Genomic DNA, 21,703 nt, shown 5'->3' on the forward strand with positions numbered 1-21,703 from the left:
CTCCCTTCCTTTAATGGTCTTTTGCTGAACTTATTCCATATCCGGTGTTGGATTTGAACAGTCCTTCAGGAAAATTGTTTTCCTCACCTTTTGCCGTTGACAGGATTGTACCTAAATAGGCTCCAATAAAGCCAAGCGGCACGGTGAAAATGGTAGGGTTGCTCATTGTGAAGAGGGGATTGCCTGTGAAAATACCCATCCCAGGTTCCGGATTCCATACATTGGGACTGAGCATGACCAGTATGATGGAACTGAGTAACCCGAATAACATTCCTGTGATCGCTCCGGTTGCGTTGAAGCGTTTCCAATATATTGTGCAAAGGATGATCGGTAAATTGGCACTTGCAGCAATTCCAAGCGCAAGGACTGAAAGAAAAGCGACATTCATTGATTGTGCAAATAAAGCAAGTAAAATCGAAATGACCGCTACGCCGACAGAAGCCATTCGGGCGACGAGTATTTGCTGTTTTTCCGTAATCTTTCCTTCCTTGATGATTTCACCGTATATATCATGTGCAAAAGCGGATGCCGAAGTTAAAACAAGACCGGATACAACCGCTAAAATCGTGGCAAATGCCACAGCAGAAACGAATGCGAATAAAAATTCACCGCCCATGGTTAATGCAAGAAGGGGCGCGGCCATGTTTCCTGCCGAGTTCGCTTCGACGATCCGCTCAAAACCGACGAAAGATGCATCACCGAAACCAAGGAAAATCGTCATGATGAAAAATATCCCTATAAACCATGTGGAATATACGATGGATTTCCTTGCAGTAGCTGCGTCTTTAACTGTAAAGAAGCGGACGAGCAAATGCGGAAGGCCTGCTGCTCCAAGGACAAGCGACATATTAAAGGAAATCATGTCAAGTCCATCGGTGTATTTATTCCCAGGATTCAAAAAATCCTTTCCGAGCGGTGTTGCAGTTTGAACATGATGGAACATCTCTGAAATGTTGAAATTAAAACGGGAAAATACGATGAACGTCAGCACAGCGGAACCGCCTAGTAAGAGAACAGCTTTGGTGATCTGCACCCAGCTTGTAGCCCTCATCCCGCCGAAAATTACATAAATCGTCATCAATATACCGACAAGAAGGACGGAAAGCCAATAATCGATGCCGAGCAATAGTTTAATTAATCCCCCTGCACCAACAAGTTGTGCAATCATGTAAAAGATTGAAATGACAAGTGTGTTAGCCGCAGCTATCCCACGCACTTTTTTTGATTTAAAGCGTGCTGAAATCATGTCTGCCAGCGTAAACTTACATAAATTACGAAGTGGTTCCGAGACAAGATAAAGTAAGACAAGAAAGGCAACAAGGTTCCCGATGCTCATATAAAAGCCATCAAAACCAATCAGTGCGATGGCACCTGTAATTCCCAGGAAAGAAGCGGCTGACATAAAGTCACCTGCGACGGCCAAACCATTTTGCCATGCTGTCAATCCGCCGGTACGATGAAAGCATTTTTCTTTTGAATCAGTTCCTTGAATTCTTCCGTTTCAATTAATTGACGATACTTGTTTCCACTGTCATGACCTGCGGGTGAATGCCCCGCTTTAACCGGCGATTCCATAATAACCCCCCTTTTCGTTATAGTACAAATTTAAAACGTCCGTAGTTAAAGTGAAATATCACTGTTAAAGTTAACATAGTCGGAAAATTTAGTAAATTAGAAAATGTTTTTTGTTTATTCTGTCATTTTTTGCAGAATTGAAAAAAACATTATTGACAACGTAGAAACGACGTATTAATCTTGAAAATGAATCATAACGATAATTTGATACCCGTTTTATAAACGTTATGAAAGAGGGGTCGGATGGGACACGAGCAAAATTAAGGGGGACTGAAACAATGTACAATCCGGAAGTTGAAACGGCAACGCGTGCTGAAATGGAAAGTTTACAATTGGCACGTCTTAAGAAAACGTTAAGCCATGTATATGAAAATGTTTCTTATTACAGAGAAAAATTTGAAGAGCTGGGCCTTGATCCAGAAGGTATTCAAACTCTAAACGATGTGACAAAGCTTCCATTTACAAAAAAACAGACTCTTCGTGATCATTATCCATTCGGTTTATTCGCAGTTCCAATGGCGGAAGTAACGCGTATTCATGGTTCATCAGGAACAAGCGGAAAGCCTACAATTGTCGGGTATACAAAAAACGATTTGGAAAACTGGGCAACGATCGTCGCACGTGGAATTGTAGCCGCTGGAGGTCAAAAATCAGATATTTTCCATAACGCATATGGATATGGTCTGTTTACGGGCGGACTTGGCCTCCATTGCGGTGCAGAAAAGCTGGGGGTAGCCACCGTACCAATTTCAGGGGGGAATACCGATCGCCAGATTACGATCATCAATGATTTTAAACCGCGCGGCATTTGTGGAACCCCTACTTATATTTTGAATCTCGCTGAAAAGATGGAGGAGATGGGGATTGACCCTGCTGATAATGGGCTTGAGTATGGTATTTTCGGAGCTGAGCCGTGGTCAGAGGCAATGAGGGCAACACTTGAAAGGAAACTGAATTTGAAAGCGATCGATATTTACGGACTAAGTGAAATCATGGGGCCAGGAGTTGCGATTGAATGCCATGAAGCACAGGATGGACTGCATATCGCAGAAGACCATTTTCTTGTCGAGGTCATTAACCCGGACACGCTTGAACTAGTTGAGGACGGCGAAGATGGGGAACTTGTCTTTACCAGCCTTACAAAGGAAGCGTTGCCAATCATTCGTTATCGGACGGGTGATATCGCCTCCATTACCCATGAACCTTGTAAATGCGGGCGTACCACAACAAGAATGTCCCGTGTGAAAGGCAGAACGGATGATATGATCATAGTCAGGGGAGTGAATGTATTCCCTTCTGAAATAGAGCGTGTGTTATTCCAAATGGAGGGAATTGTGCCTCATTATCAGATTCATCTCGTTAAGAAGGGGAAGATGGATGGTGTTGAACTGCACATTGAAATTGAAAGCGGTTTCTACAAGAAGATTGAAGAAGACTTAACGCATGGAGATGTAGAGATACTAAGGAAAACGATTCAGCATCATATGAAATCTGCATGTCTTGTAACGATGGATATTGTTGTCAACATTCCAAAAAGCATTCCGCGCTCAGAAGGAAAAGCCATTCGGGTCGTTGATAAGCGGAAAGATGAAGTGATTAGTTTATAACTGGCTGGAAAGGAGGGTGCCATTAGTTGGGTTTTAATTGCTCGAGCCTTTCGCAAATCTTGTAAAGATTGCACACCGGAGGGGGAAGTTCCGTGCTCATGAACATAGTGTTGAAAACCATGCGAATTCTGACGTTCAGTTTATGACTCCATCTGGATTGAATTACGTGGAGCAGAAGAAATCGATGTGATGCTCGAAAACGTGATTGAAGGGGAAGAAGAGATACATAAAGCGGATGCCGCTGACTACGGGCTTTGAGTCCGATTAAAGTCTGGAATCTTGATATTGAAAAAAATGCGATTGTCGTTAATTCAAGAATGGAAATGAACATTCCGGGGATTTATGCCGCTGGGGATATCTGCATTTATGAAGGGAAAGTAAAGTTGAGCCAGTGGGTTTGGAGAAGCATCTACTGTAATCGGCAATGCAAAGGAACTTATCGATCCATTTTCAAAGGTTCAGCCCCTTCATGGCACAAGCTTAATGGAAAAGAAGAAGGATCTAATCATGAAATAGAGAATGAGGAAGGCATCTTGGCTAAATATACAGTTGTGGATCAAGAAACTTGCATTGCTTGCGGTGCGTGTGGTGCCGATGCACCGGAAATCTTTGATTACAATGATGATGGAGTGGCATTTGTCATCTTGGATGAACATGAAGGAACTGCAGTGGTCGCAGAAGATTTATTTGATGATCTGGATGATGCACTGGAAGGCTGCCAACAGAGTCAATTAAAGTGGAATCTTCACCGTTTAAAGTTTTAGTTGATTAAAAGAATCGTAAAATCCCCTTATAATTTCCTTTTATTTTGAAAAAAGAGACGGAATAGTCTTGCATTAAATATAACAGTAAAATATAATAACGTTATATAAACGTTACATTGATATATGAGAGGTGAATTGGATGAACGTTCTTTTAAATGATATGGCAGAACAAGAAAAACTAAACCAATTTATTGCCAGAATCGAAGCAGGAGAAAAGATAGAAGCGGATGATTGGATGCCGGAAGATTACCGTGGCACACTCATCAAGTTAATATCGATGCATGGCATCAGTGAAATCATGGGAGCGCTTCCGGAAAAGGAATGGGTACCTAAAGCCCCGACTTTAAATAGGAAACTTGGAATCATGGCAAAGGTGCAAGATGAAATGGGGCATGGACAATTATTGCTTCGAGTCGCCGAGGATTTGCTAAAGCCGTACAGTAAAAAACGGGATGACCTTATGCAAGATTTATTTAATGGAGATTTAAAGTTTCATAATGTCTTCCATATGGAAGCCAAATCCTGGGGCGATGCGGGATTGATTGGGTGGCTGGTTGATGGGGCAGCCATCATTTCCCAGACGAACATGCTTGGCGCTTCATACGGACCTTATGCCCGAGCATTACAGCGAATTTGCGCGGAAGAAGTTTTTCACGCTCAGCATGGTGAAGCGATAATCATGGCTTTGGCTGAAGGAACGGAAGAACAAAGGGAATTGGTTCAAGACTCCATCAATTATTGGTGGGAATCTTTATTACTCTTCTTTGGACCTCCCAGTAAAAATGAAGTGGGCACATCCAAACAGGATATAACGATTAAGTACAGAATCAGGACAAGTACTAATGAAGAGCTTCGCCAAGCCTTTTTTTCTAAATATGTGAAGCGGATCCTTTCACTTGGCTTTACCATTCCCGATGAAACACTAAGGTTTGATAAAGAATCGAAAACCTGGATTTACCAACAACCGGATTGGGGGAAATTGAAAGTGTTCGCAAGGAATGAAGGCCCCCGTTCACAGGACCGCTTAAGTCTTCGAAGGATTTCTTATGAAAATAATAAATGGGTACGCGAGGCGTTAGCGCCAAAGATCATCTAAGGGAGGGGGAAGGACGATATGGAAACTAGACAAGAAAATTACTTTGAAGAATTTGAAGTATTTAGCCGTAAAACGCAAACTTCACCCGTTCAATACCACTTCAGCCTGCTGGCCCCCAATGAGGATATCGCCATCATGATGGCACAAGAAAATTTCATGAGACGTGAAGCAGTTGATGATATCTGGGTCGTGAAAAGACAGAATATACGGAAAATGACGATTGAGGAAAAGAAAACGCTTCAACGTATTGATAATAAAGATTACAGGACCACAAAAGGGTATGGATATTTAAAGAAAAAATGGCGGAAGTATGAGCAGGGAATGCTCGATGAAAAAGAGATAATGTCTTGGGCTGGAGGCGTGAAAAATGAAGAATGAATCATTGAAGAACATCGCAATCAAGGAATTGCTACTTCAACTGGCGGACGATGACTTCATCCATTCATACAGAGGTGCAGAATGGCTTGGACTCGCACCGCATATCGAAGAAGATGTTGCATCCGCTTCGATATCTCAAGACACGATGGGGCATGCAGCCATATATTATAAGTTACTTGATGAACTCGGTGAAGGGGATGCTGATAAGCTGGCTCACGACCGTCCCGCCAAGGAACGGCGCAATGCGATCATTCTCGAATTGGTCAATGGACCTGGTTACTATATGAAAGACCCGGATTATGATTGGGCGTTTGCGGTAGTGCGGAATTATTTTTATACCCAAGCCAAAGCTATTAAGGTTCAATCGCTTCATTCATGTTCATATGAACCGCTTGCTGAAGTGGCACAAAAGGTACAAATGGAACTTTACTATCATTTGATGCACTGGAAAACATGGTTCGTCCAATTGCTGGGTTCTGGTCACGAAGAAGCGGTTTTGAGAATGAAGGCTGCGATCGGGAAAACGATGCCGGATTTCGCTGGCGTATTTTCACTTGGACAATATGGTGAGGAAATGGTGGAGCTTGGCTTGATAGAAGGCGAAGCTGACTTACAGAAGAAGTGGATCGAGGCTATCACCCCAATTTTTGAAAGTGTTGGCTTGGCAGCAACCATTGAAATAGGCATGGCAAGAGGTGATGGTCGTAATGGCCAGCATACGGAGGATTTGGAAAAGGCGTTAGAAACGTTAAGCGAAGTTTACGCTACAGATAGAGCAGCTTCATGGTGAATCAATAGAAAAGGGGAGGGGTATCATGTCGACCGTACAGTTAAACACAGAAGAAATATATAAACTCCTGGAAGACGTTAAAGATCCCGAAATCGATACAGTAAGTATTCTGGATTTAGGGATGGTTGAAGACGTGACGGTTTCAGGCCAGGACGTTTCGGTGAAAATGCTGCCAACTTTTCTTGGGTGCCCGGCATTGTCAATCATTCAAAAAAATGTGGAAACAGCCCTTCGACAGCTGCCTGCCGTAAAAAATGTAAGTGTGGAATTTTTACGTTCCCCTTCCTGGACATCCGATCGAATTACGGAAAAGGGGAAAGCTGGATTGAAGGTTTTCGGAATATCCCCTCCTCCTCGACAAATGAAAAGTGATGGATCATGGCATGTGGATTGCCCATATTGTGAATCGACATATGTCACGATGGAAAATATCTTCGGTCCAACGGCCTGCCGCAGCATTTTATATTGTAAAGCATGCAAAAATCCGTTCGAAGCGATGAAACCGATGATAAAAATAATCTAATAAATGGAGGTTCTATAAAATGGTAAAGTTAATCGCCCTATACAAACAACCTGAAAACAAGGAAGAGTTCGATGAGCACTATTTCAATGTACATGGTCCGATAACGGAAAAAATTCCCGGTCTTCAAAAAATGGAGGTCACTAAAATTGTAGGGACCCCAATGGGCAAAGACTCTGAATATTACATTCTTTGTGAAATGTATTATGAAGACCATGATGCACTGCAACAAGGAATGCGTTCCACGGAAGGAAAAGCATCAGGGAAAGATTTAATGGGGTTTGCCGGGAAACTTGTAACGATGATGATCGGCGAAGAAATAAAATGAATGCGCTTCAATTCATTGAAACGTCAATCGCGGATGGCATTGGTTATATCTCTTTAAATCGGCCGAAGCAACTGAATGCCCTTAACAGGAAAATGGTTAGGGAAATAGTTTCAACCATGGAAGAATTCGACCGGGACACACAAGTGAAGGTGATCTTGCTATCGGGAAATGGAAAAGCGTTTTCCGCTGGAGCTGATATTGACGAGATGGTGAACGACAATCCAATCAGTATGGAGTTAACGAACCAATTTGCCGATTGGGATCGAATAAGCCTAGTCAAGAAGCCTGTGATTGGTGCGGTGAAAAGTTTTGTATTCGGTGGTGGTTTTGAACTTGCTTTATCCTGCGATTTCTTGATTGCCGCCAGCGATACCCAGTTTTCCTTTCCGGAAGTGACACTAGGGGTCATGCCTGGTGCAGGGGGGACCCAAAGGTTGACGAAATTGGTAGGGAAGACGAAGGCACTTGAATGGATATTGACGGCTGAAAGGATAAAGGCCAAGACAGCCCTGCAATATGGTTTCATTAATAAGATCGTTGCTCCTGAATTGTTAATGGAACAAGCGGTTGATTTTGCTAGAAAGATAGCGAAGCAACCCCCGTTAGCTGTAAGGCTGATTAAAGAATCCGTCAATAAAGCCGTTGATTACCCCTTATATGAGGGCATGCAATTTGAACGGAAGAACTTCTATATTCTTTTTGCATCAGAGGACCAAAAAGAAGGAATGAAAGCATTTGTAGAAAAAAGAGAGCCGGATTTTACAGGCGGATAAGGGGTGCTCTATGTACGAAACCATTAAATATAGGGTTGGAAATGGAGTGGCTTGGCTTACTTTGAACCGTCCTGATAAACTAAATGCCTTTACGTCCCAAATGAATAAGGAAATACAGAAAGCGATCAAAATATCTGCGGGGTCAGATGAAGTGCGGGCCATTATCATTACAGGAGAAGGCAGGGCCTTTTGTTCGGGGCAAGATTTATCGGATGTTGATGAGGGCATGAATTTAGGCCAGATGCTGCGCGAAAACTACGGTCCGATGATGCAGCAAATAGCAAACTGTGAAAAACCGATCATTGCAGCTGTCAATGGAGTGGCTGCAGGGGCTGGCTTCAGCCTGGCACTGGCATGCGATTTCCGGCTTGTTTCCGAAAAAGCCAGGTTTTTAAATGCTTTTGTCAATATCGGATTGATACCTGATTCGGGGAATCTGTATTACCTTTCGCGGATTGTTGGTCATGCGAAAGCCTTGGAATTATCTTTATTGGGGGAAAAGGTCACGTCTAGCGAGGCGAAAAATATCGGGCTCGCTACAAAAGTGATCGGTGTGGAAGAATGGAATGAGCAATTGAAAGCCTTTGCTGAGAATATCGCAAACAAACCAACGAAAGCAATCGGTTTAATCAAAAGATACTTAGAGGCGTCCTATCACCTTTCATTGGACGAATACTTAAAAGAAGAAGCGGAGGGTCAGCGAATTGCTGGCTTAACGAAGGACTATGCAGAAGGTGTGGCAGCATTCACTGAAAAAAGGAAAGCTCAATTCATAGGCAAGTAATATAGAAAAGGGAGTGGGATTACATGGTTAGAGTTCAAGAGGCGGCATTTGAAAAAGCGGAAATGAAGCGTGATTATTATCATCTGATCATTAATGGAGAAAGAGTGGAAAGCTCTGATGGTACCACGATTGATGCGTACAATCCTGCAACTGGTGAAATCATTGCCAAGGTTGCCAAGGCTACAAAGGAAGATGCAGAAAAAGCTGTTCAAGCTGCACGTGAAGCATTTGATAACGGGAAATGGAAGAAAACTCCGATTAATAAACGGTCTCGTGTTTTGAACAAAATTGCAGCAATCATGCGTTCACGCTTTAATGAATTGGTAGAATTGGAGGTTCTGAACAGCGGCAAATCCATTTCTGCAGCACAAGGCCAAGTCATGCAGGCAATTGAAGATTTCGAGTTTTATGCAGGCGCTTTAGTTGCACACCGCGGATCTGTCAATAATGTACCTGGTCAATTCCATAACTATACGGAAAAAGAGCCAGTAGGTGTTTGTGCTCAAATCATTCCTTGGAATTACCCTATGATGATGGCAGCTTGGAAAATTGCACCTGCAATTGCAGTTGGCTGTTCAGTCATTGTCAAGCCAGCTTCGTTAACGCCGCTGACTGCCATTGTATTAGGGGAAATCTGTTTAGAAGCTGGTGTTCCTTCCGGTGTGGTCAATGTCATTCCAGGTCCTGGATCGGATGTAGGGAATTACCTTGTCGAGCATCCGAAAGTGAATAAGGTGGCCTTTACAGGTTCTACGCCAATCGGCAGGGATCTCATGGGCAAAGCTTCACAAACATTAAAAAGGGTGACATTGGAGCTTGGCGGAAAGTCCCCTAATATTGTCTTTGAAGACGCGGACCTTGAAGCAGCTATCGATGGATCACTATATGGAATTTTCTACAATACTGGGCAATCTTGCGAAGCTAGATCCCGTTTATATGTACACGAAGACATATACGATGAGTTCGTTGCCAGATTCGTAGAAAAAACAAAAAAATTGAAATTGGGCAATCCACTCGACAAAGAAACACATGTTGGTGCAGTCATAGATCAAGGGCAATTGGATGTCATCGACAATTATGTACAATCTGCCATTGCTGATGGAGCGGAAATCCTGACAGGAGGAAAACCAGCGGTTATTGAAGGCTTCGAAAGCGGTTATTGGTATGAGCCGACCGTCATAGCGAATGTCAATCATGAAATGAATGTAGTGAAAGAGGAAATATTCGGACCGGTCGTTGTCATTATGAAATTCAAAGATGAAAAAGAGGCCGTAAGACTCGCGAATGATACCGAATTCGGTTTGGGGTCAGCGCTTTGGACAAAGGATGGCGGGCGTGCGACTCGAGTGGCAAATCAAATCGAAGCGGGAATCGTCATGGTGAATTGCCCATTCTCCGCATTTCCTGGAACACCATTCGGAGGCTATAAACAGTCAGGATTCGGCCGGGAACTTTGCATTGAAACACTTGATCTTTATACAGAAACGAAAAGTATCATTTCCTATCATGGTAGCCGTCCCTTAAATCCCTTTGGAATTTAATAAAACATAAAATAGGCGGCTGGCTGAACGGTATGTCGGAGAAGTAATTCAGAAATAGATGAATGCTGATCTGATTCACGGTAGCCAGCCCCTATTTATTTTTGAAGGAGGAATGAACGAATGATTAGAAATCTAGTGATTGTCGGATCTGGTGTCATGGGCAGGGGAATAGCCTATGTAGGAGCAACAGGAGGCTTCAATGTAGTATTGGTGGATGTGAATCAAGATGCACTGGAAAGTGCAAGAATAGAGATCGATACCATTTTTGAGAAGGGTGTGCGCTACCAAAAAATCACCCAGGAAGAGGCGGCAGCAGCAAAAAGCAGATTTTCGTATTCTTCCAATTTGAAAGAATCAGCAGCATATGCCGACTTAATCATAGAAGCAGTTCCGGAAAAGGCAGAAATTAAAAGGGCCGTCTTCGAAACGATTGAAGAGCACGCAAAAGAGGACTGCTACTTTGCAACCAACACTTCCACGATGAGCCCTACGGAAATTGGTTCTTATGGAAAGCGTCCCGAAAAAACGATTGCCATGCATTTTTTCAATCCTGTACAAAAGATGCCACTCGTTGAAATTGTACGTGGTCTTGAAACCAGCGATGAAACGGCAGCCATAATAAAAGAGGTTGCCGGGAAAATGGGAAAAGAAACCGTGGTCATTAATGAATTCCCTGGGTTTGTAACCAGCAGGATCAGCTGTTTGGTTGGTAATGAAGCGTTCTTTATGCTTCAAGAAGGTTTAGGTACACCAGAAGAAATCGATAAGGCAATAAAGTTAGGGCTGAATTACCCAATGGGACCATTTGAGCTAGGTGATTTGGTGGGATTGGATGCCCGTTTGAATAATTTAAAATATTTACATAGTAAACTTGGTGAAAAATACCGCCCGGCCCCCCTTCTTGAACAGTATGTTAAAGCTGGCAGGCTCGGCCGTAAGACAGGTAAAGGTGTGTACGATTATACAAAAGATGGCGAGCTGGTGAAGAAATGAAGGATGTTGTGATTATTGATGCTGTGAGAACACCAATCGGAAGATATAAAGGAGCTTTGAAAAGCGTTCGCCCGGATGACCTCGGTGCAATTGTAATCAAGGCGCTGACCGATCGCAATCCAGAGCTGCCGCCAGATCAAATTGAAGATGTCATCTTCGGGAATGCAAATCAAGCAGGAGAGGATAATCGCGATGTGGCCCGGATGTCCGCCCTTTTAGCTGGTCTTCCGGTGAATGTGGCTGGAACGACAATAAATCGTTTGTGTGGATCAGGACTGGATGCCGTCATGTATGCTGCACGCTCCATTGCTGTAGGTGAAGGCGATATTTATATCGCAGGCGGTACCGAAAGCATGACAAGGGCGCCGTACGTCATGGCCAAACCTGAGAGTGAATTTCCGCGGGGGTCAATGGAGCTTCAGGATACAACGATCGGATGGCGCTTCACGAATGAGAAACTTAAAGAAATGTATGGCACGGATTCGATGCCTCAAACGGCTGAAAATGTCGCCCGGCGTTTTTCGGTTTCAAGGGAGGACCAAGATCAATTCGCGTATCAAAGCCAGCAAAAAGCGAAAAAAGCAGTGGAAAATGAGCGTTTCATTAATGAAATCGTACCTGTTCGATATACGGATCGTAAAGGGAATGAAGTCATTGTCGAGAAGGATGAACACCCTCGTCCTGACACGACCATCGAAAAGTTGGAAAAACTCAAACCGATCTTTAAAGACGGCACTATAACGGCCGGTAATGCTTCAGGAGTAAATGATGGAGCCTCGGCATTACTTTTGATGAGTGAAGAAAAAGCACGGGAGCTTGGATTGAAACCTCTGGCCAAATATGTTGTAGGGGCGGTAGCGGGATTAGAACCGTCCATTATGGGCCTTGGCCCGATTCATGCCACTAAAAAAGCATTGGGCAGGGCAAGCTTGACGATTGAAGACATCGGGCTAGTGGAATTGAATGAAGCATTCGCTTCCCAATCCTTGGAGTGCATCCGCCAATTGAAATTGGATCAGGAGAAAGTGAATGTCAACGGCGGGGCAATAGCGTTTGGCCATCCGCTCGGTGCAAGCGGGGCGCGTATTTTAACAACACTTGTTCATGAAATGAAAAAGCGGAATGTACGATATGGTCTTGCAACGATGTGTGTCGGTGTCGGCCAGGGGATATCCGCCATTATAGAAAATATTGAAAATGATGGATGATGGCCCTTATTAGTTGTGCTTGCATAAGGGGCATATTTAAAAAAGGGGGAAGACACATGGCAAATGTCATTTATAAAGTGGAAAATCAAATCGGCTATATAACAGTGAATCGACCCGACGTATTGAATTGCTTCGACTATGGGACACTTTCTGAACTGCAGGAAGTCATCGATGCAGTTTATGCCGACGACGATATCCGTGTCGTCATTTTCACGGGTGCAGGGGAAAAAGCATTCAGCGCAGGAGCGGATTTGAAGGAAAGGAAGACTTTGACTGATGCGGAGGTAAGAAGGAACGTTAAATCGATTCGGGATGTTTTTAATAGTATTGCAGGGCTACCGCAGCCAACGATAGCTGCCGTCAATGGATATGCATTGGGGGGAGGATTTGAATGGCTGCTTTCATGTGACTTTGCAATTGCTGCAGAAGGTGTTTCTTTGGGGCTCACTGAAACTAGCTGGGCCATTATTCCTGGAGCAGGCGGTACACAGCGGCTGCCTAGGTTGATTGGGGAAATGAAAGCGAAGGAATTAATATTCACTGCTAAAAAATTGACTGCAGAAGAGGCATGTCGATTAGGGATCCTTTTGAAGGTAGTGCCAAGGGATCAACTTATGTCAGTCTGTGTGGAATTGGCAGCCGATATCATGAAAAATGGGCCGATTGCAGTCAAACAAGCCAAATATGCGATTACCCAAGGAATGAATACAGACTTACAAACTGGAATGGCCATAGAGGGAAAAGCCTATGAATTGACCATCCCGACTCAAGACAGATTGGAAGCACTCCAAGCATTTAGTGAACGAAGGAAAACGCATTTTACGGGTAAATAATATTGCGGTTTCATTTTAAAAAGATATAATAATAATTATGTCTTCCGTGTGAAATTAGTAACAATGTGGGAATGAGGTGAGAAAAATAGGAACTAATACGCAATCCATGATTTTTACGATTTACGGCGATTATATCCGTAACTATGGAAGTAAAATCTGGATAGGCAGTTTAATTCGGTTATTAAAGGAATTCGGTCATAATGAGCAGGGCGTACGTGTAGCCGTTTCACGAATGGTCAAGCAAGGGTGGATTCAGTCTGAGAAGCAGGGAAATAAAAGCTATTACTTTTTGACCGATCGCGGTGTACAGCGAATGGATGAAGCGGCCAATCGCATATATAAGATGAAACCAAATGATTGGGACGGAAAATGGCGTGTCTTAATGTACACGATTCCTGAAGATAAGCGGCAATTACGGGATGATTTCCGTAAAGAGTTAATATGGAGCGGGTTTGGCAGTTTTTCCAGTGGTTGTTGGATTTCCCCTAATAATTTGGAGAAACAAATCCATCGTTTGATCGAGAAATATGACATTAATGAGTATGTAGACTTTTTCATTTCGGAGTACAAGGGCCCAAAAGAAAACCAATCGCTTGTCGAGAAAAGCTGGCATTTAGAAGAGATTGAAAATAAATATGAAGAATTCATCGAGAAATACAGCAAACAATTCATCGTACATCAAAGCATCATTAGCAGGGGGGAAATGTCCGATGCTGATTGCTTTGTGGAACGAACGAACTTGGTGCATGAATACCGTAAGTTTTTATTTATCGATCCGGGCCTGCCAAAGGAACTGTTGCCTTCAAAGTGGAACGGGAATCATGCTGCTCTTTTATTTAGCCAGTATTATCAAGTCTTGGCTGAACCAGCTAGCCGTTTCTTTGAAAGCGTATTTCAGGAAAACAATGATATATGCCGGAAAGACGAAACCTATGATGCTAAAGATCATCCTCTTATCATCAAGTGAAAAAGAGCTTCAGCCAGTTGCTAATGACGACTTGCCGAAGCTCTTTTCTACATTATTATAGTCAACTAAAGACAACGGGGAAATTCCCTTTGTGATAATTATTCAAGTATCCCTTTGAAGTCCTTTCCTTTTTGAACATATGTATCAATCGAAAGTTGGATCAATTCAAGATCTTTATCATTCAATCTGCGAACCACTTTCCCTGGCGAGCCAACAACCAGCGAACGTGGAGGTATGCTTTTCCCGGAGGAAATCAATGTATTCGCCCCGACAATGCATTCCTCGCCGATTTCTACATTATCCAATATCGTTGAACCCATACCGATAATGGATCGTTTGCCAATTTTACAACCATGTAGGATAACGTTATGACCGACAGTCACTTCGTCTTCAATGACAACTGGGCATCCTTCAAATAAATGAATGGTGGAATTATCTTGAATACTGCATTTTTCTCCTATTGTGATTGAATCTTCATCACCGCGCAGAACGGAGTTAAACCAAATGGTTGATTCTTTCCCAATCGAAATATCACCGATTAAATGAGCGCCGGGTGCAATGAAAACGGTTTCGTGAATAGAGGGTTTCTTATTATTGTACGGAATTATCATAGTCTCGCTCCTTTTGGAAAAGTCAGAATTGTTTTTCTAATGAATATAGTATAACATTAATTGGACAGGGAGGGATTAAAGTGAAATATATTTGTGGACTTTTTTCAATAAAATACCCAATTATTCAAGGCGGCATGGGGAATATAAGCAATGCAAGCCTTGCGGCAGCAGTATCCAATGCAGGGGGCCTAGGGACAATAGGGTGCGGTACCATGAATCCCGAACAGGTAGAAGCCATCATTCTCGAAACCAAAGGTAAAACCAATAGCAATTTCTCATTGAACATTCCAATCAATGTTAGTCCATATACAGATGAGTTAATCAATCTTGTCTTTAAGCATGATATACCTGTAGTATCCTTATCTGCAGGAAATCCTGCCCCTTTCATTCCAATATTGCAAAAAAAGAATATAAAAGTGATAGCCATCGTTGCATCGGTCAAGCACGCGCAAAAAGCGCAAGCTGCAGGGGCCGATGTGTTGGTTGCAGAAGGGTTTGAAGCTGCCGGCATCAATTCGAACCTGGAATTGACGACCTTTACACTCATTCCGCAAATTAGCAAGCATGTGACGCTGCCAGTTTTGGCAGCTGGCGGAATCGGCAATGGACAGGGGGTGGCAGCTGCATTGATGCTTGGAGCTTCAGGGGTCCAGTTGGGAACCAGGCTGATCGCTACACAAGAGGCACCGTTCCATCCATCATATAAACAGAAATTAATCGATGCGATGGGGGATGATACGTTTATATTGGGCAGATCCGTTGGACAGGTCAGAAGAGTATTGAAGGACCCATACACGGAAAAAGTTCTGGATTTGGAAAAACAAGGACTGTCCCCTATGAATTATCGTGAAATGACCTCAGAAGTCCATCATATTAATGGTGCAATGAACGGGGATGTTAACAATGGTTTTATGAACAGCGGCCAGGTTGCCGGATTGATTGACAATATACCCACGGTTAAGGAATTACTTGATGGCATGATGAAAGATGCAAAAAAACAAATGGAGGATGGATTGAGCAGCCTTTCCACCCCCTTTATGATTTGAGAACTAGCGGAAGGGACTAATCTGATCATTATTGATTCCCATGGTAAACTACCGAAAACTTACATTATGGAAGATTGTGAGTGAATTTGTGATACAATGGAAAATGAACTTTTTGAAATCATGGGGTGCCGTATTCAATTTGGGAGTACCCCTTTTCATATGTAATAAAAGGTAGAAAAGGGGAAACCTCCATGGAAACTTTAATAATGGATATGATTGAAGCGTTTAAATCTTTATCCTATTTCGGTGTGCTGCTAGCTTTGACTTTTGAATTCATTCCTGCTGAAATAGTCTTGCCACTGGCCGGATACTGGGTTTATCAAGGTGATATGAATCTATATTTGACTATACTTGCCGGTTCGCTTGGTGGGGTAACGGGCCCTTTGACGCTTTATGCTTTAGGTAAGTATGGCGGGAGACCGCTTGTTTTAAAGTTTGGGAAATACTTTCTGATCAAAGATGAGCAGTTGAACAAGGCTGACCGCTTCTTTAAAAGGTACGGTGGGGGAATTGCCTTCTTTGGACGTTTTGTACCAGGAATTCGTACCGCTGTCTCGCTGCCATGCGGAATATTGAAAATGAGTATTTGGAAATTCATTTTATATACCTATATGGCGATGCTTCCTGTAACAAGCATTTATGTTTATCTAGGGTATAAGTTAGGGCCGAAATGGGAGCAGGCAGGAGCCATCTTTTCACAATATGCTAATTTCTTGCTTATCCCCATCGCAGTTATAGTCATTTGGTTCATTATGAAGACTCAAAATCAAAAGCAAAGACAAAAACTAAGTCAATCAATAACAAAGAAGGCGCCATGATCAGGCGCCTTTTTCATTATGTTATTATTAGCAGAATCCACCGTAGCCGCCACCATAGCCGCCACCATAGCCGCCACCGTAGCCGCCACCGTAGCCGCCGCCGCCGAATCCACAGCTGCATCCAATGATAATTAACAAGATAAATAATACGATCAGCAGTGCAAACCCGTTATCGAAACCGCCGCAACCGTCGTCACAACATTCATTTCTATGTCCACCCATTCAATTTCCTCCTCATACATATTATGGAATTACATACCTAGCAAAACATCTTACCGGGAATACTTCATACTATGTATTATAGGCCGAAGTGTTTGCTTATTCATAAAAAATGGGCGTTAGCAAATCAGGGGAATAAGCCCGAATATTTTTTTGATTTCGTTTAAAATGTTATAATATACCATGCAGATTATGGGGGAAGGGAGCTGAACTTAGTCATGAAAGTGGCCATTATAACGGATGTGCATGGTAATGCTTCAGCGTTAAAAGCCGTTTTAAGAGTTATTGATCAAAGGGACGATATAGATCATATCTATTGTTTAGGAGATATGGTTGGGATTGGCCCGGATACAAATGAAGTCCTTGAACTATTATTTGCACGAAATGATTTGTCGATGATAACTGGAAATCATGATGAAGCGGTCCTGGCCATCATTAACGGGGAGCCTCATCCGGACGGTCATATTCATGTAAAGGAGCATCACGAATGGATAGCTGAAAGAATGCATCGGAATTTCATAACCAAACTGGAGAAATTGCCTCGTACCATACAGCATATCATTAATGATCACTCCGTTTACTTCACACATTATCACATGGAATCGAAGAAATTGGATGAGCACATAAGCCATAATCCTTTTAGTAAAATCGTTGAACCGAATTTAAATAATTTAGAAATGCTTTTCAAAGATCATCATCACGATTTAATTGGATTTGGACATCATCACCCTACCCACCTTTTTAGAAATGACCGAACGATATTTCTTAACCCAGGGTCTCTTGGCTGTAATGGTGAACCAGTTGCTCCTTATGCCATTGTTACGATTGAAAGTACAGGTATACAGGTTAAGCTTGAAAAAGTAAACTATGATAATTCATCGTTCCTGTTATCGTATAAAAGCTTACAAGTTCCCGAGCATGAATTCATTATCCGGGCCTTCCATGGCGGACAACAGGCCTAATACGTTAATAATTGATGAAATATGGGGAAGTGTTGAGCATAAAGGTACATGCCTGGGGATACGATAATAGCAAAACATTGATGAAGCTGGAGGTAGGGTATGAAGGAAAAAGAACAGGTAAGTCAAGAGCAAGAAGTTAGGGAACGGCACGATCTTGTCTGTAATAATGAATTGTTTAATAAAGATTTACACGCCATTGTCGATGATACGATGCAAGAGGAAGGGTAAACTGGAAAAAACGCTGCAGAATTCTCTGTAGCGTTTATTTTTACTTTAAAATGGTTGATGGCAGATTCTTGATTTACGCAAAATGGTCACGGCCAACCTATTTTCAGCACTCTTATTACAGCAGTGAACCCGCGAACTGAATCATTTGAAACCATTCTGGATTTATCCCATACTATATATAAGTTTCAAATCCGAGAGGAGGAATGGCATGGGACATCATCATGGTCACTCCGATGAACATGGGCACGGACACCACCATCATTCTAATAATAAAAAAGCATTGTTGGCATCCTTCTTATTAATCTCCACATTTATGGTAGTCGAGGTTATTGGGGGATTCATGACAAATAGTCTGGCTTTACTGTCGGATGCAGGTCACATGCTTAGCGATGCGGCAGCTTTAGGACTTAGTTATACAGCGATAAGGTTGGGGGAAAGGAAAGCGACATCGTCGAAATCGTATGGATATAAACGTTTTGAAATAATTGCTGCTTGTTTGAATGGATTGACCTTGATCGTCATATCCGTATTCATTTTCATAGAGGCAATTAAGAGGTTCGTGGATCCTCCTGAGGTGCAAAGCTTGGGAATGCTAATGATTTCAATCATCGGCTTACTGGTCAATATCATTGCGGCTTGGATTTTAATGAGCGGAGATAAGGAAGACAATTTGAATGTACGAAGTGCTTTTTTACATGTAATTGGTGATATGCTTGGATCGGTGGGTGCAATTGCTGCCGCGCTCTTGATTTATTTTTTCGATTGGGGAATAGCAGATCCGATTGCGAGCGTCATAGTTGCGGTTTTAATTATTATCAGTGGTATTAGGGTAGTGAGGGATTCTTTCCATATTTTAATGGAGGGCACACCCGACCAAGTCGATATGGATGAAGTGAAAGCATCCTTGCTGGAATTGGCCAGTGTTTCCGAAGTCCATGACCTCCATATCTGGACGATCACCTCTGGTTTTTTGACAATGAGCTGCCATGTTGTCATAGACGCGAGCGGTAATCACGATGCAGTTTTAGCAGAAGCGCAAAAACTTCTTCACGATCAGTTTGGCATTGAACATAGCACGATTCAAGTGGAAAGACAGGAAGTAGGCTGTCCGAATCCACATGAGACATGTAATTGAAAAGGGCTGGCTCATGTTTGAGTCAGCCTCTTAAGAGTGGTTTGTACAAGCAACTTTATATCCCTTTCCATAAGGATTTTACAGAATATTTAGAAGCCAATCCTGTTAAAATGAATCGAGATGATTGTAGATAATAAGTTATGGAAAATACTAAGTAAAAACATTGGTGAATTGTACTGCGAACATAATCCTGACACATTAAAAGGGTAAGATTGAGGAAAAATGCTCTGATGATTTTAATAATTAGCATATACAAAATTGTTCAACTATAATTCAGGAAGGGGGAATCCTTATATGAAGAAAATTCTTGTAGTAGAAGATGAAATTGCCATATCCATGGTATTGAAAGCATATTTGGAGCGTGAAGGTTTTAATGTAGTCCAAGTATACGATGGACTAAAGGCCATTCCTGTTTTTGAAGAAACAGAGCCAGACCTTATCCTGCTTGATGTCATGCTGCCTGGTAAGGAAGGCTGGGATATATTGAAGGAAATACGGGAGGAAGATACATGTCCGGTTATCATGTTGACTGCACTTACCGATGTCGATTACAGATTATCTGGATTTAAGTCAGGTGCGGATGATTACATCTCCAAACCATTTGTTGCCGAAGAAGTCGTGGCCCGGGTGCATGCCGTTTTAAGAAGATCCTCATCGGTTGTTGCAGAAGGTGATCATGTACATGAGTTTGGGAGTTTAACCATCGATGATCAGTCTTATATGGTGCATTTGGATGGGGAAGAAATTAACTTGACGCCGCGTGATTTGTCGCTGCTCATTTTTTTCGCAAAGCACCCTAATCAAATTTTCACGAGAGAACAGCTGCTCGATCAAGTGTGGGGCATGGATTATGATGGCAGTGACCGTGCGGTGGACCTGGCTATCAAACGAATTAGGAAGGCGATAGATGCATGGCCTGTAACTGAGGGGGAAATAAAAACATTGCGTGGATTGGGGTATCAATTGAGTGTCTATGAAAACTAAAAAAAGAACCACTTTACAACGCTATTGGACTAAGAGATACGTATTGACCTTGATTTCAGGTTTGATATTATTGTCTGTTTTTTCCTTGTGGTGGATGGAAAAAACAGCTTTGGAATATAGGCTTAGCCTGCTTAAGTACTTAGCTGATGAAACATCCGATCGGGCGATAAAGGAAAATGGTCAGATTGTCGTTGGTCCGGTCCTTTCGGAGATTGTTGAGGAAAGGGAGAAAATCCTTCATCTGAACCAACAGCCAATCATCTATATTGTCGACCCTGAAGCCAGCATCATTTATACGATGCCTCAATTGTATATCGATCCGGATGATAATAAACTCCCAGACGTCATTATGAAAAATAAGGAGTTAGTCCAGAAGGTCAAGATTTCCGACAACAAAGTATATGTCGTCAAATCCCCCATTACGTTTAACAATGAGACGAGAGGTTGGGTCGTCATTGCACAGGAAGAAGGGGCATTGAAGGAAATCAACCAAGATCATGGCTTGTTGGCGATCATGATTGGAGGCCTTCTAATTCTGGGGACGGGAGTCATTTATTTTCTTTCCAGGCAGATTTCGCGGCCAATCCAAGATGTAGCTAACGCCGCTGTCCAGGTTCGAGAAGGCAACTATGATATCCATTTTAAAGAGGAAGAGGAAATCAAGGAAGAAGAAATTTATGAACTGATAGAATCGTTTAAGGAAATGACCAATCGATTGAAAGTCATGGAGAAGTTGCGGGCGGAATTGCTTGCAGGTGTAACCCATGATTTGAAAACGCCAGTCACTTCCATTAGCGGACTTATACAAGCGGTTAAGGATGATGTCGTTACGGGAGAGCAAAGTAAGGAATTCCTCGATATTTCTTTAAAGGAAACTCAACGTCTACAAGGTATGATAGAGGATTTACTTAATTATAATGCCATATCGGCAGGTGCTTTTAAAATTCGGGTGCAGAAAGAGAATATCAATATATTCATCAAGGAAATTGCCTATCGCTGGCAAGTGACCCAGGATGATCAAGCGTTCGCTTTTGATATAAAAGTTCCTGATGAACCGGTCTTTGGTCAAATTGACTCATTGCGGATGCAGCAAATCGTCATTAACCTTTTGAATAATGCCAGGCATGCACTTGATGGCAACGGGGAAATAGTGATTCACCTTTATGAAACGGGTGAAGAACGAATCTGCATTGATGTACTGGACAGTGGCCGGGGAATCCCAAAACATGAACAACAATATGTGTTCGAACCATTCTATCGAGGTGAAAACAAAAAGTTGAAGGTACGCGGTTTAGGTCTGGGACTGCCATTCAGTAAGATGCTTGCCAAAGCGCAAAAGGGAGATCTTGTGCTGAAAGAAAGTAATGAACAAGGGACGACGTTTACTATTAGTTTAGAGAAAGCAGATCAGATATAGAAAAAAGGGTTGTCCATTATAGGACAACCCTTTTTATGGAACTGTGTAAATGCTAACTGATTAAGCCAATTGGCTGATTGCATGCCATAACTGTACATGACGGACCTGCCTTGGAAGGAAACGTCC

At 42.5% G+C, this 21,703-nt stretch carries 23 protein-coding genes and 2 pseudogenes; 21 read left to right on the forward strand and 4 right to left on the reverse strand.

What is annotated here, in order from left to right; all coding sequences use genetic code 11:
- Positions 1-10: 10 nt before the first annotated feature.
- A pseudogene (locus ACFX4L_RS12660) lies at positions 11-1,453 on the reverse strand (solute symporter family protein); the annotation flags it as partial.
- Entirely contained in the window at positions 1,441-1,575 is a 135-nt protein-coding gene (locus tag ACFX4L_RS12665; protein ID WP_377382499.1) for a hypothetical protein, read from the reverse strand. The gene ACFX4L_RS12665 and the pseudogene ACFX4L_RS12660, both read right to left, overlap by 13 nt.
- 278 nt (positions 1,576-1,853) lie before the next feature.
- Between ACFX4L_RS12665 and ACFX4L_RS12670 the strand changes: the two genes are divergently transcribed.
- From ACFX4L_RS12670 to paaX, 14 genes and pseudogenes are all read left to right on the forward strand, one after another.
- Positions 1,854-3,182 (forward strand): phenylacetate--CoA ligase family protein, encoded by a 1,329-nt coding sequence (locus ACFX4L_RS12670; RefSeq protein WP_377382502.1) that lies wholly within the window; start codon positions 1,854-1,856, stop codon positions 3,180-3,182.
- A 533-nt stretch (positions 3,183-3,715) separates the two neighbouring features.
- A pseudogene (locus ACFX4L_RS12675) lies at positions 3,716-3,954 on the forward strand (ferredoxin).
- A gap of 131 nt (positions 3,955-4,085) precedes the next feature.
- Positions 4,086-5,042: a 1,2-phenylacetyl-CoA epoxidase subunit PaaA gene (gene paaA / locus ACFX4L_RS12680; RefSeq protein ID WP_284471597.1), complete on the forward strand. Its 957-nt coding sequence runs from the start codon at positions 4,086-4,088 to the stop codon at positions 5,040-5,042.
- 18 nt (positions 5,043-5,060) lie between these two features.
- Positions 5,061-5,420, forward strand: coding sequence for a 1,2-phenylacetyl-CoA epoxidase subunit PaaB (gene paaB / locus ACFX4L_RS12685; RefSeq protein ID WP_061461908.1), 360 nt, complete (start codon positions 5,061-5,063; stop codon positions 5,418-5,420).
- Complete coding sequence (gene paaC / locus ACFX4L_RS12690; protein WP_284471596.1) at positions 5,410-6,210, forward strand: 1,2-phenylacetyl-CoA epoxidase subunit PaaC; 801 nt, start codon at positions 5,410-5,412, stop codon at positions 6,208-6,210. The genes paaB and paaC overlap by 11 nt, the downstream gene beginning before the upstream one ends.
- Positions 6,211-6,235: 25 nt before the next feature.
- Positions 6,236-6,733, forward strand: a complete 498-nt coding sequence (gene paaD / locus ACFX4L_RS12695) for a 1,2-phenylacetyl-CoA epoxidase subunit PaaD (RefSeq protein WP_176432024.1) — start codon at positions 6,236-6,238, stop codon at positions 6,731-6,733.
- Positions 6,734-6,752: 19 nt separating this feature from the next.
- Entirely contained in the window at positions 6,753-7,058 is a 306-nt protein-coding gene (locus ACFX4L_RS12700; RefSeq protein ID WP_289320898.1) for an EthD family reductase, read from the forward strand.
- Positions 7,055-7,831 (forward strand): enoyl-CoA hydratase/isomerase family protein, encoded by a 777-nt coding sequence (locus tag ACFX4L_RS12705; protein ID WP_089364442.1) that lies wholly within the window; start codon positions 7,055-7,057, stop codon positions 7,829-7,831. Before ACFX4L_RS12700 ends, ACFX4L_RS12705 begins: the two co-directional genes overlap by 4 nt.
- Positions 7,832-7,841: 10 nt before the next feature.
- Positions 7,842-8,615, forward strand: coding sequence for an enoyl-CoA hydratase-related protein (locus tag ACFX4L_RS12710; protein WP_377405321.1), 774 nt, complete (start codon positions 7,842-7,844; stop codon positions 8,613-8,615).
- Positions 8,616-8,638: 23 nt separating this feature from the next.
- Positions 8,639-10,156 carry an aldehyde dehydrogenase family protein gene (locus tag ACFX4L_RS12715; protein WP_061461913.1) on the forward strand — a complete coding sequence of 506 codons (1,518 nt, stop codon included), beginning with the start codon at positions 8,639-8,641 and terminating at the stop codon, positions 10,154-10,156.
- Between the two features lie 120 nt (positions 10,157-10,276).
- The gene (locus ACFX4L_RS12720) at positions 10,277-11,149 is read left to right on the forward strand and encodes a 3-hydroxyacyl-CoA dehydrogenase (RefSeq protein ID WP_061461914.1); all 873 of its coding nucleotides are present in this window, start codon (positions 10,277-10,279) and stop codon (positions 11,147-11,149) included.
- A complete protein-coding gene (locus ACFX4L_RS12725; RefSeq protein ID WP_377382511.1) occupies positions 11,146-12,357 on the forward strand; it encodes an acetyl-CoA C-acyltransferase in 1,212 nt (403 codons plus the stop codon). Before ACFX4L_RS12720 ends, ACFX4L_RS12725 begins: the two co-directional genes overlap by 4 nt.
- A gap of 56 nt (positions 12,358-12,413) precedes the next feature.
- Positions 12,414-13,190 carry an enoyl-CoA hydratase-related protein gene (locus ACFX4L_RS12730; protein WP_377382514.1) on the forward strand — a complete coding sequence of 259 codons (777 nt, stop codon included), beginning with the start codon at positions 12,414-12,416 and terminating at the stop codon, positions 13,188-13,190.
- Positions 13,191-13,275: 85 nt separating this feature from the next.
- On the forward strand, positions 13,276-14,157 hold the full coding sequence (paaX, locus tag ACFX4L_RS12735) for a phenylacetic acid degradation operon negative regulatory protein PaaX (RefSeq protein WP_377382587.1): 882 nt from the start codon (positions 13,276-13,278) through the stop codon (positions 14,155-14,157).
- A gap of 98 nt (positions 14,158-14,255) precedes the next feature.
- On the opposite strand, the gene ACFX4L_RS12740 is transcribed toward paaX, so the two are convergent.
- A complete protein-coding gene (locus ACFX4L_RS12740; protein WP_289320894.1) occupies positions 14,256-14,768 on the reverse strand; it encodes a gamma carbonic anhydrase family protein in 513 nt (170 codons plus the stop codon).
- Between the two features lie 80 nt (positions 14,769-14,848).
- On the opposite strand from ACFX4L_RS12740, the gene ACFX4L_RS12745 reads away from it, so the two are divergent.
- Both ACFX4L_RS12745 and ACFX4L_RS12750 read left to right on the forward strand, forming a co-directional pair.
- A complete protein-coding gene (locus ACFX4L_RS12745; RefSeq protein WP_377382517.1) occupies positions 14,849-15,814 on the forward strand; it encodes an NAD(P)H-dependent flavin oxidoreductase in 966 nt (321 codons plus the stop codon).
- A 191-nt stretch (positions 15,815-16,005) separates the two neighbouring features.
- On the forward strand, positions 16,006-16,632 hold the full coding sequence (locus tag ACFX4L_RS12750; RefSeq protein WP_061465984.1) for a DedA family protein: 627 nt from the start codon (positions 16,006-16,008) through the stop codon (positions 16,630-16,632).
- A gap of 27 nt (positions 16,633-16,659) precedes the next feature.
- Here ACFX4L_RS12750 and ACFX4L_RS12755 read toward each other — a convergent pair whose 3' ends face one another.
- Positions 16,660-16,854: a YjcZ family sporulation protein gene (locus tag ACFX4L_RS12755; protein WP_377405323.1), complete on the reverse strand. Its 195-nt coding sequence runs from the start codon at positions 16,852-16,854 to the stop codon at positions 16,660-16,662.
- A 215-nt stretch (positions 16,855-17,069) separates the two neighbouring features.
- Here ACFX4L_RS12755 and ACFX4L_RS12760 point away from each other — a divergent pair, with 215 nt between their 5' ends.
- The 5 genes from ACFX4L_RS12760 (at position 17,070) to ACFX4L_RS12780 (ending at position 21,577) form a co-directional block, all read left to right on the forward strand.
- A complete protein-coding gene (locus ACFX4L_RS12760; protein WP_089364436.1) occupies positions 17,070-17,813 on the forward strand; it encodes a metallophosphoesterase family protein in 744 nt (247 codons plus the stop codon).
- Between the two features lie 99 nt (positions 17,814-17,912).
- The gene (locus ACFX4L_RS12765) at positions 17,913-18,041 is read left to right on the forward strand and encodes a hypothetical protein (RefSeq protein ID WP_284471586.1); all 129 of its coding nucleotides are present in this window, start codon (positions 17,913-17,915) and stop codon (positions 18,039-18,041) included.
- Between the two features lie 208 nt (positions 18,042-18,249).
- Positions 18,250-19,176 carry a cation diffusion facilitator family transporter gene (locus ACFX4L_RS12770; RefSeq protein ID WP_284471585.1) on the forward strand — a complete coding sequence of 309 codons (927 nt, stop codon included), beginning with the start codon at positions 18,250-18,252 and terminating at the stop codon, positions 19,174-19,176.
- 294 nt (positions 19,177-19,470) lie between these two features.
- The gene (locus ACFX4L_RS12775) at positions 19,471-20,160 is read left to right on the forward strand and encodes a response regulator transcription factor (protein WP_061461922.1); all 690 of its coding nucleotides are present in this window, start codon (positions 19,471-19,473) and stop codon (positions 20,158-20,160) included.
- Positions 20,150-21,577 carry a HAMP domain-containing sensor histidine kinase gene (locus ACFX4L_RS12780; protein ID WP_377382589.1) on the forward strand — a complete coding sequence of 476 codons (1,428 nt, stop codon included), beginning with the start codon at positions 20,150-20,152 and terminating at the stop codon, positions 21,575-21,577. Before ACFX4L_RS12775 ends, ACFX4L_RS12780 begins: the two co-directional genes overlap by 11 nt.
- Positions 21,578-21,703 lie beyond the last annotated feature (126 nt).

This window comes from Peribacillus sp. YIM B13482 (assembly GCF_042787975.1).
GTDB lineage: Bacteria > Bacillota > Bacilli > Bacillales > DSM-1321 > Peribacillus > Peribacillus simplex_A.

Excerpts from the sequence above, each read along its gene's own strand:
- ACFX4L_RS12725 (WP_377382511.1), top strand. The coding sequence starts at position 11,146 with ATGAAGGATGTTGTGATTATTGATGCTGTGAGAACACCAATCGGAAGA.
- ACFX4L_RS12715 (WP_061461913.1), top strand. The coding sequence starts at position 8,639 with ATGGTTAGAGTTCAAGAGGCGGCATTTGAAAAAGCGGAAATGAAGCGT.
- ACFX4L_RS12710 (WP_377405321.1), top strand. The coding sequence starts at position 7,842 with ATGTACGAAACCATTAAATATAGGGTTGGAAATGGAGTGGCTTGGCTT.
- ACFX4L_RS12780 (WP_377382589.1), top strand. The coding sequence starts at position 20,150 with ATGAAAACTAAAAAAAGAACCACTTTACAACGCTATTGGACTAAGAGA.
- ACFX4L_RS12755 (WP_377405323.1), bottom strand. The coding sequence starts at position 16,854 with ATGGGTGGACATAGAAATGAATGTTGTGACGACGGTTGCGGCGGTTTC.
- ACFX4L_RS12740 (WP_289320894.1), bottom strand. The coding sequence starts at position 14,768 with ATGATAATTCCGTACAATAATAAGAAACCCTCTATTCACGAAACCGTT.
- ACFX4L_RS12670 (WP_377382502.1), top strand. The coding sequence starts at position 1,854 with ATGTACAATCCGGAAGTTGAAACGGCAACGCGTGCTGAAATGGAAAGT.
- ACFX4L_RS12775 (WP_061461922.1), top strand. The coding sequence starts at position 19,471 with ATGAAGAAAATTCTTGTAGTAGAAGATGAAATTGCCATATCCATGGTA.
- ACFX4L_RS12760 (WP_089364436.1), top strand. The coding sequence starts at position 17,070 with ATGAAAGTGGCCATTATAACGGATGTGCATGGTAATGCTTCAGCGTTA.
- ACFX4L_RS12720 (WP_061461914.1), top strand. The coding sequence starts at position 10,277 with ATGATTAGAAATCTAGTGATTGTCGGATCTGGTGTCATGGGCAGGGGA.
- ACFX4L_RS12750 (WP_061465984.1), top strand. The coding sequence starts at position 16,006 with ATGGAAACTTTAATAATGGATATGATTGAAGCGTTTAAATCTTTATCC.
- ACFX4L_RS12765 (WP_284471586.1), top strand. The coding sequence starts at position 17,913 with ATGAAGGAAAAAGAACAGGTAAGTCAAGAGCAAGAAGTTAGGGAACGG.
- ACFX4L_RS12705 (WP_089364442.1), top strand. The coding sequence starts at position 7,055 with ATGAATGCGCTTCAATTCATTGAAACGTCAATCGCGGATGGCATTGGT.
- ACFX4L_RS12665 (WP_377382499.1), bottom strand. The coding sequence starts at position 1,575 with ATGGAATCGCCGGTTAAAGCGGGGCATTCACCCGCAGGTCATGACAGT.
- ACFX4L_RS12700 (WP_289320898.1), top strand. The coding sequence starts at position 6,753 with ATGGTAAAGTTAATCGCCCTATACAAACAACCTGAAAACAAGGAAGAG.
- paaA (WP_284471597.1), top strand. The coding sequence starts at position 4,086 with ATGAACGTTCTTTTAAATGATATGGCAGAACAAGAAAAACTAAACCAA.
- ACFX4L_RS12730 (WP_377382514.1), top strand. The coding sequence starts at position 12,414 with ATGGCAAATGTCATTTATAAAGTGGAAAATCAAATCGGCTATATAACA.
- paaC (WP_284471596.1), top strand. The coding sequence starts at position 5,410 with ATGAAGAATGAATCATTGAAGAACATCGCAATCAAGGAATTGCTACTT.
- paaD (WP_176432024.1), top strand. The coding sequence starts at position 6,236 with ATGTCGACCGTACAGTTAAACACAGAAGAAATATATAAACTCCTGGAA.
- ACFX4L_RS12770 (WP_284471585.1), top strand. The coding sequence starts at position 18,250 with ATGGGACATCATCATGGTCACTCCGATGAACATGGGCACGGACACCAC.
- paaB (WP_061461908.1), top strand. The coding sequence starts at position 5,061 with ATGGAAACTAGACAAGAAAATTACTTTGAAGAATTTGAAGTATTTAGC.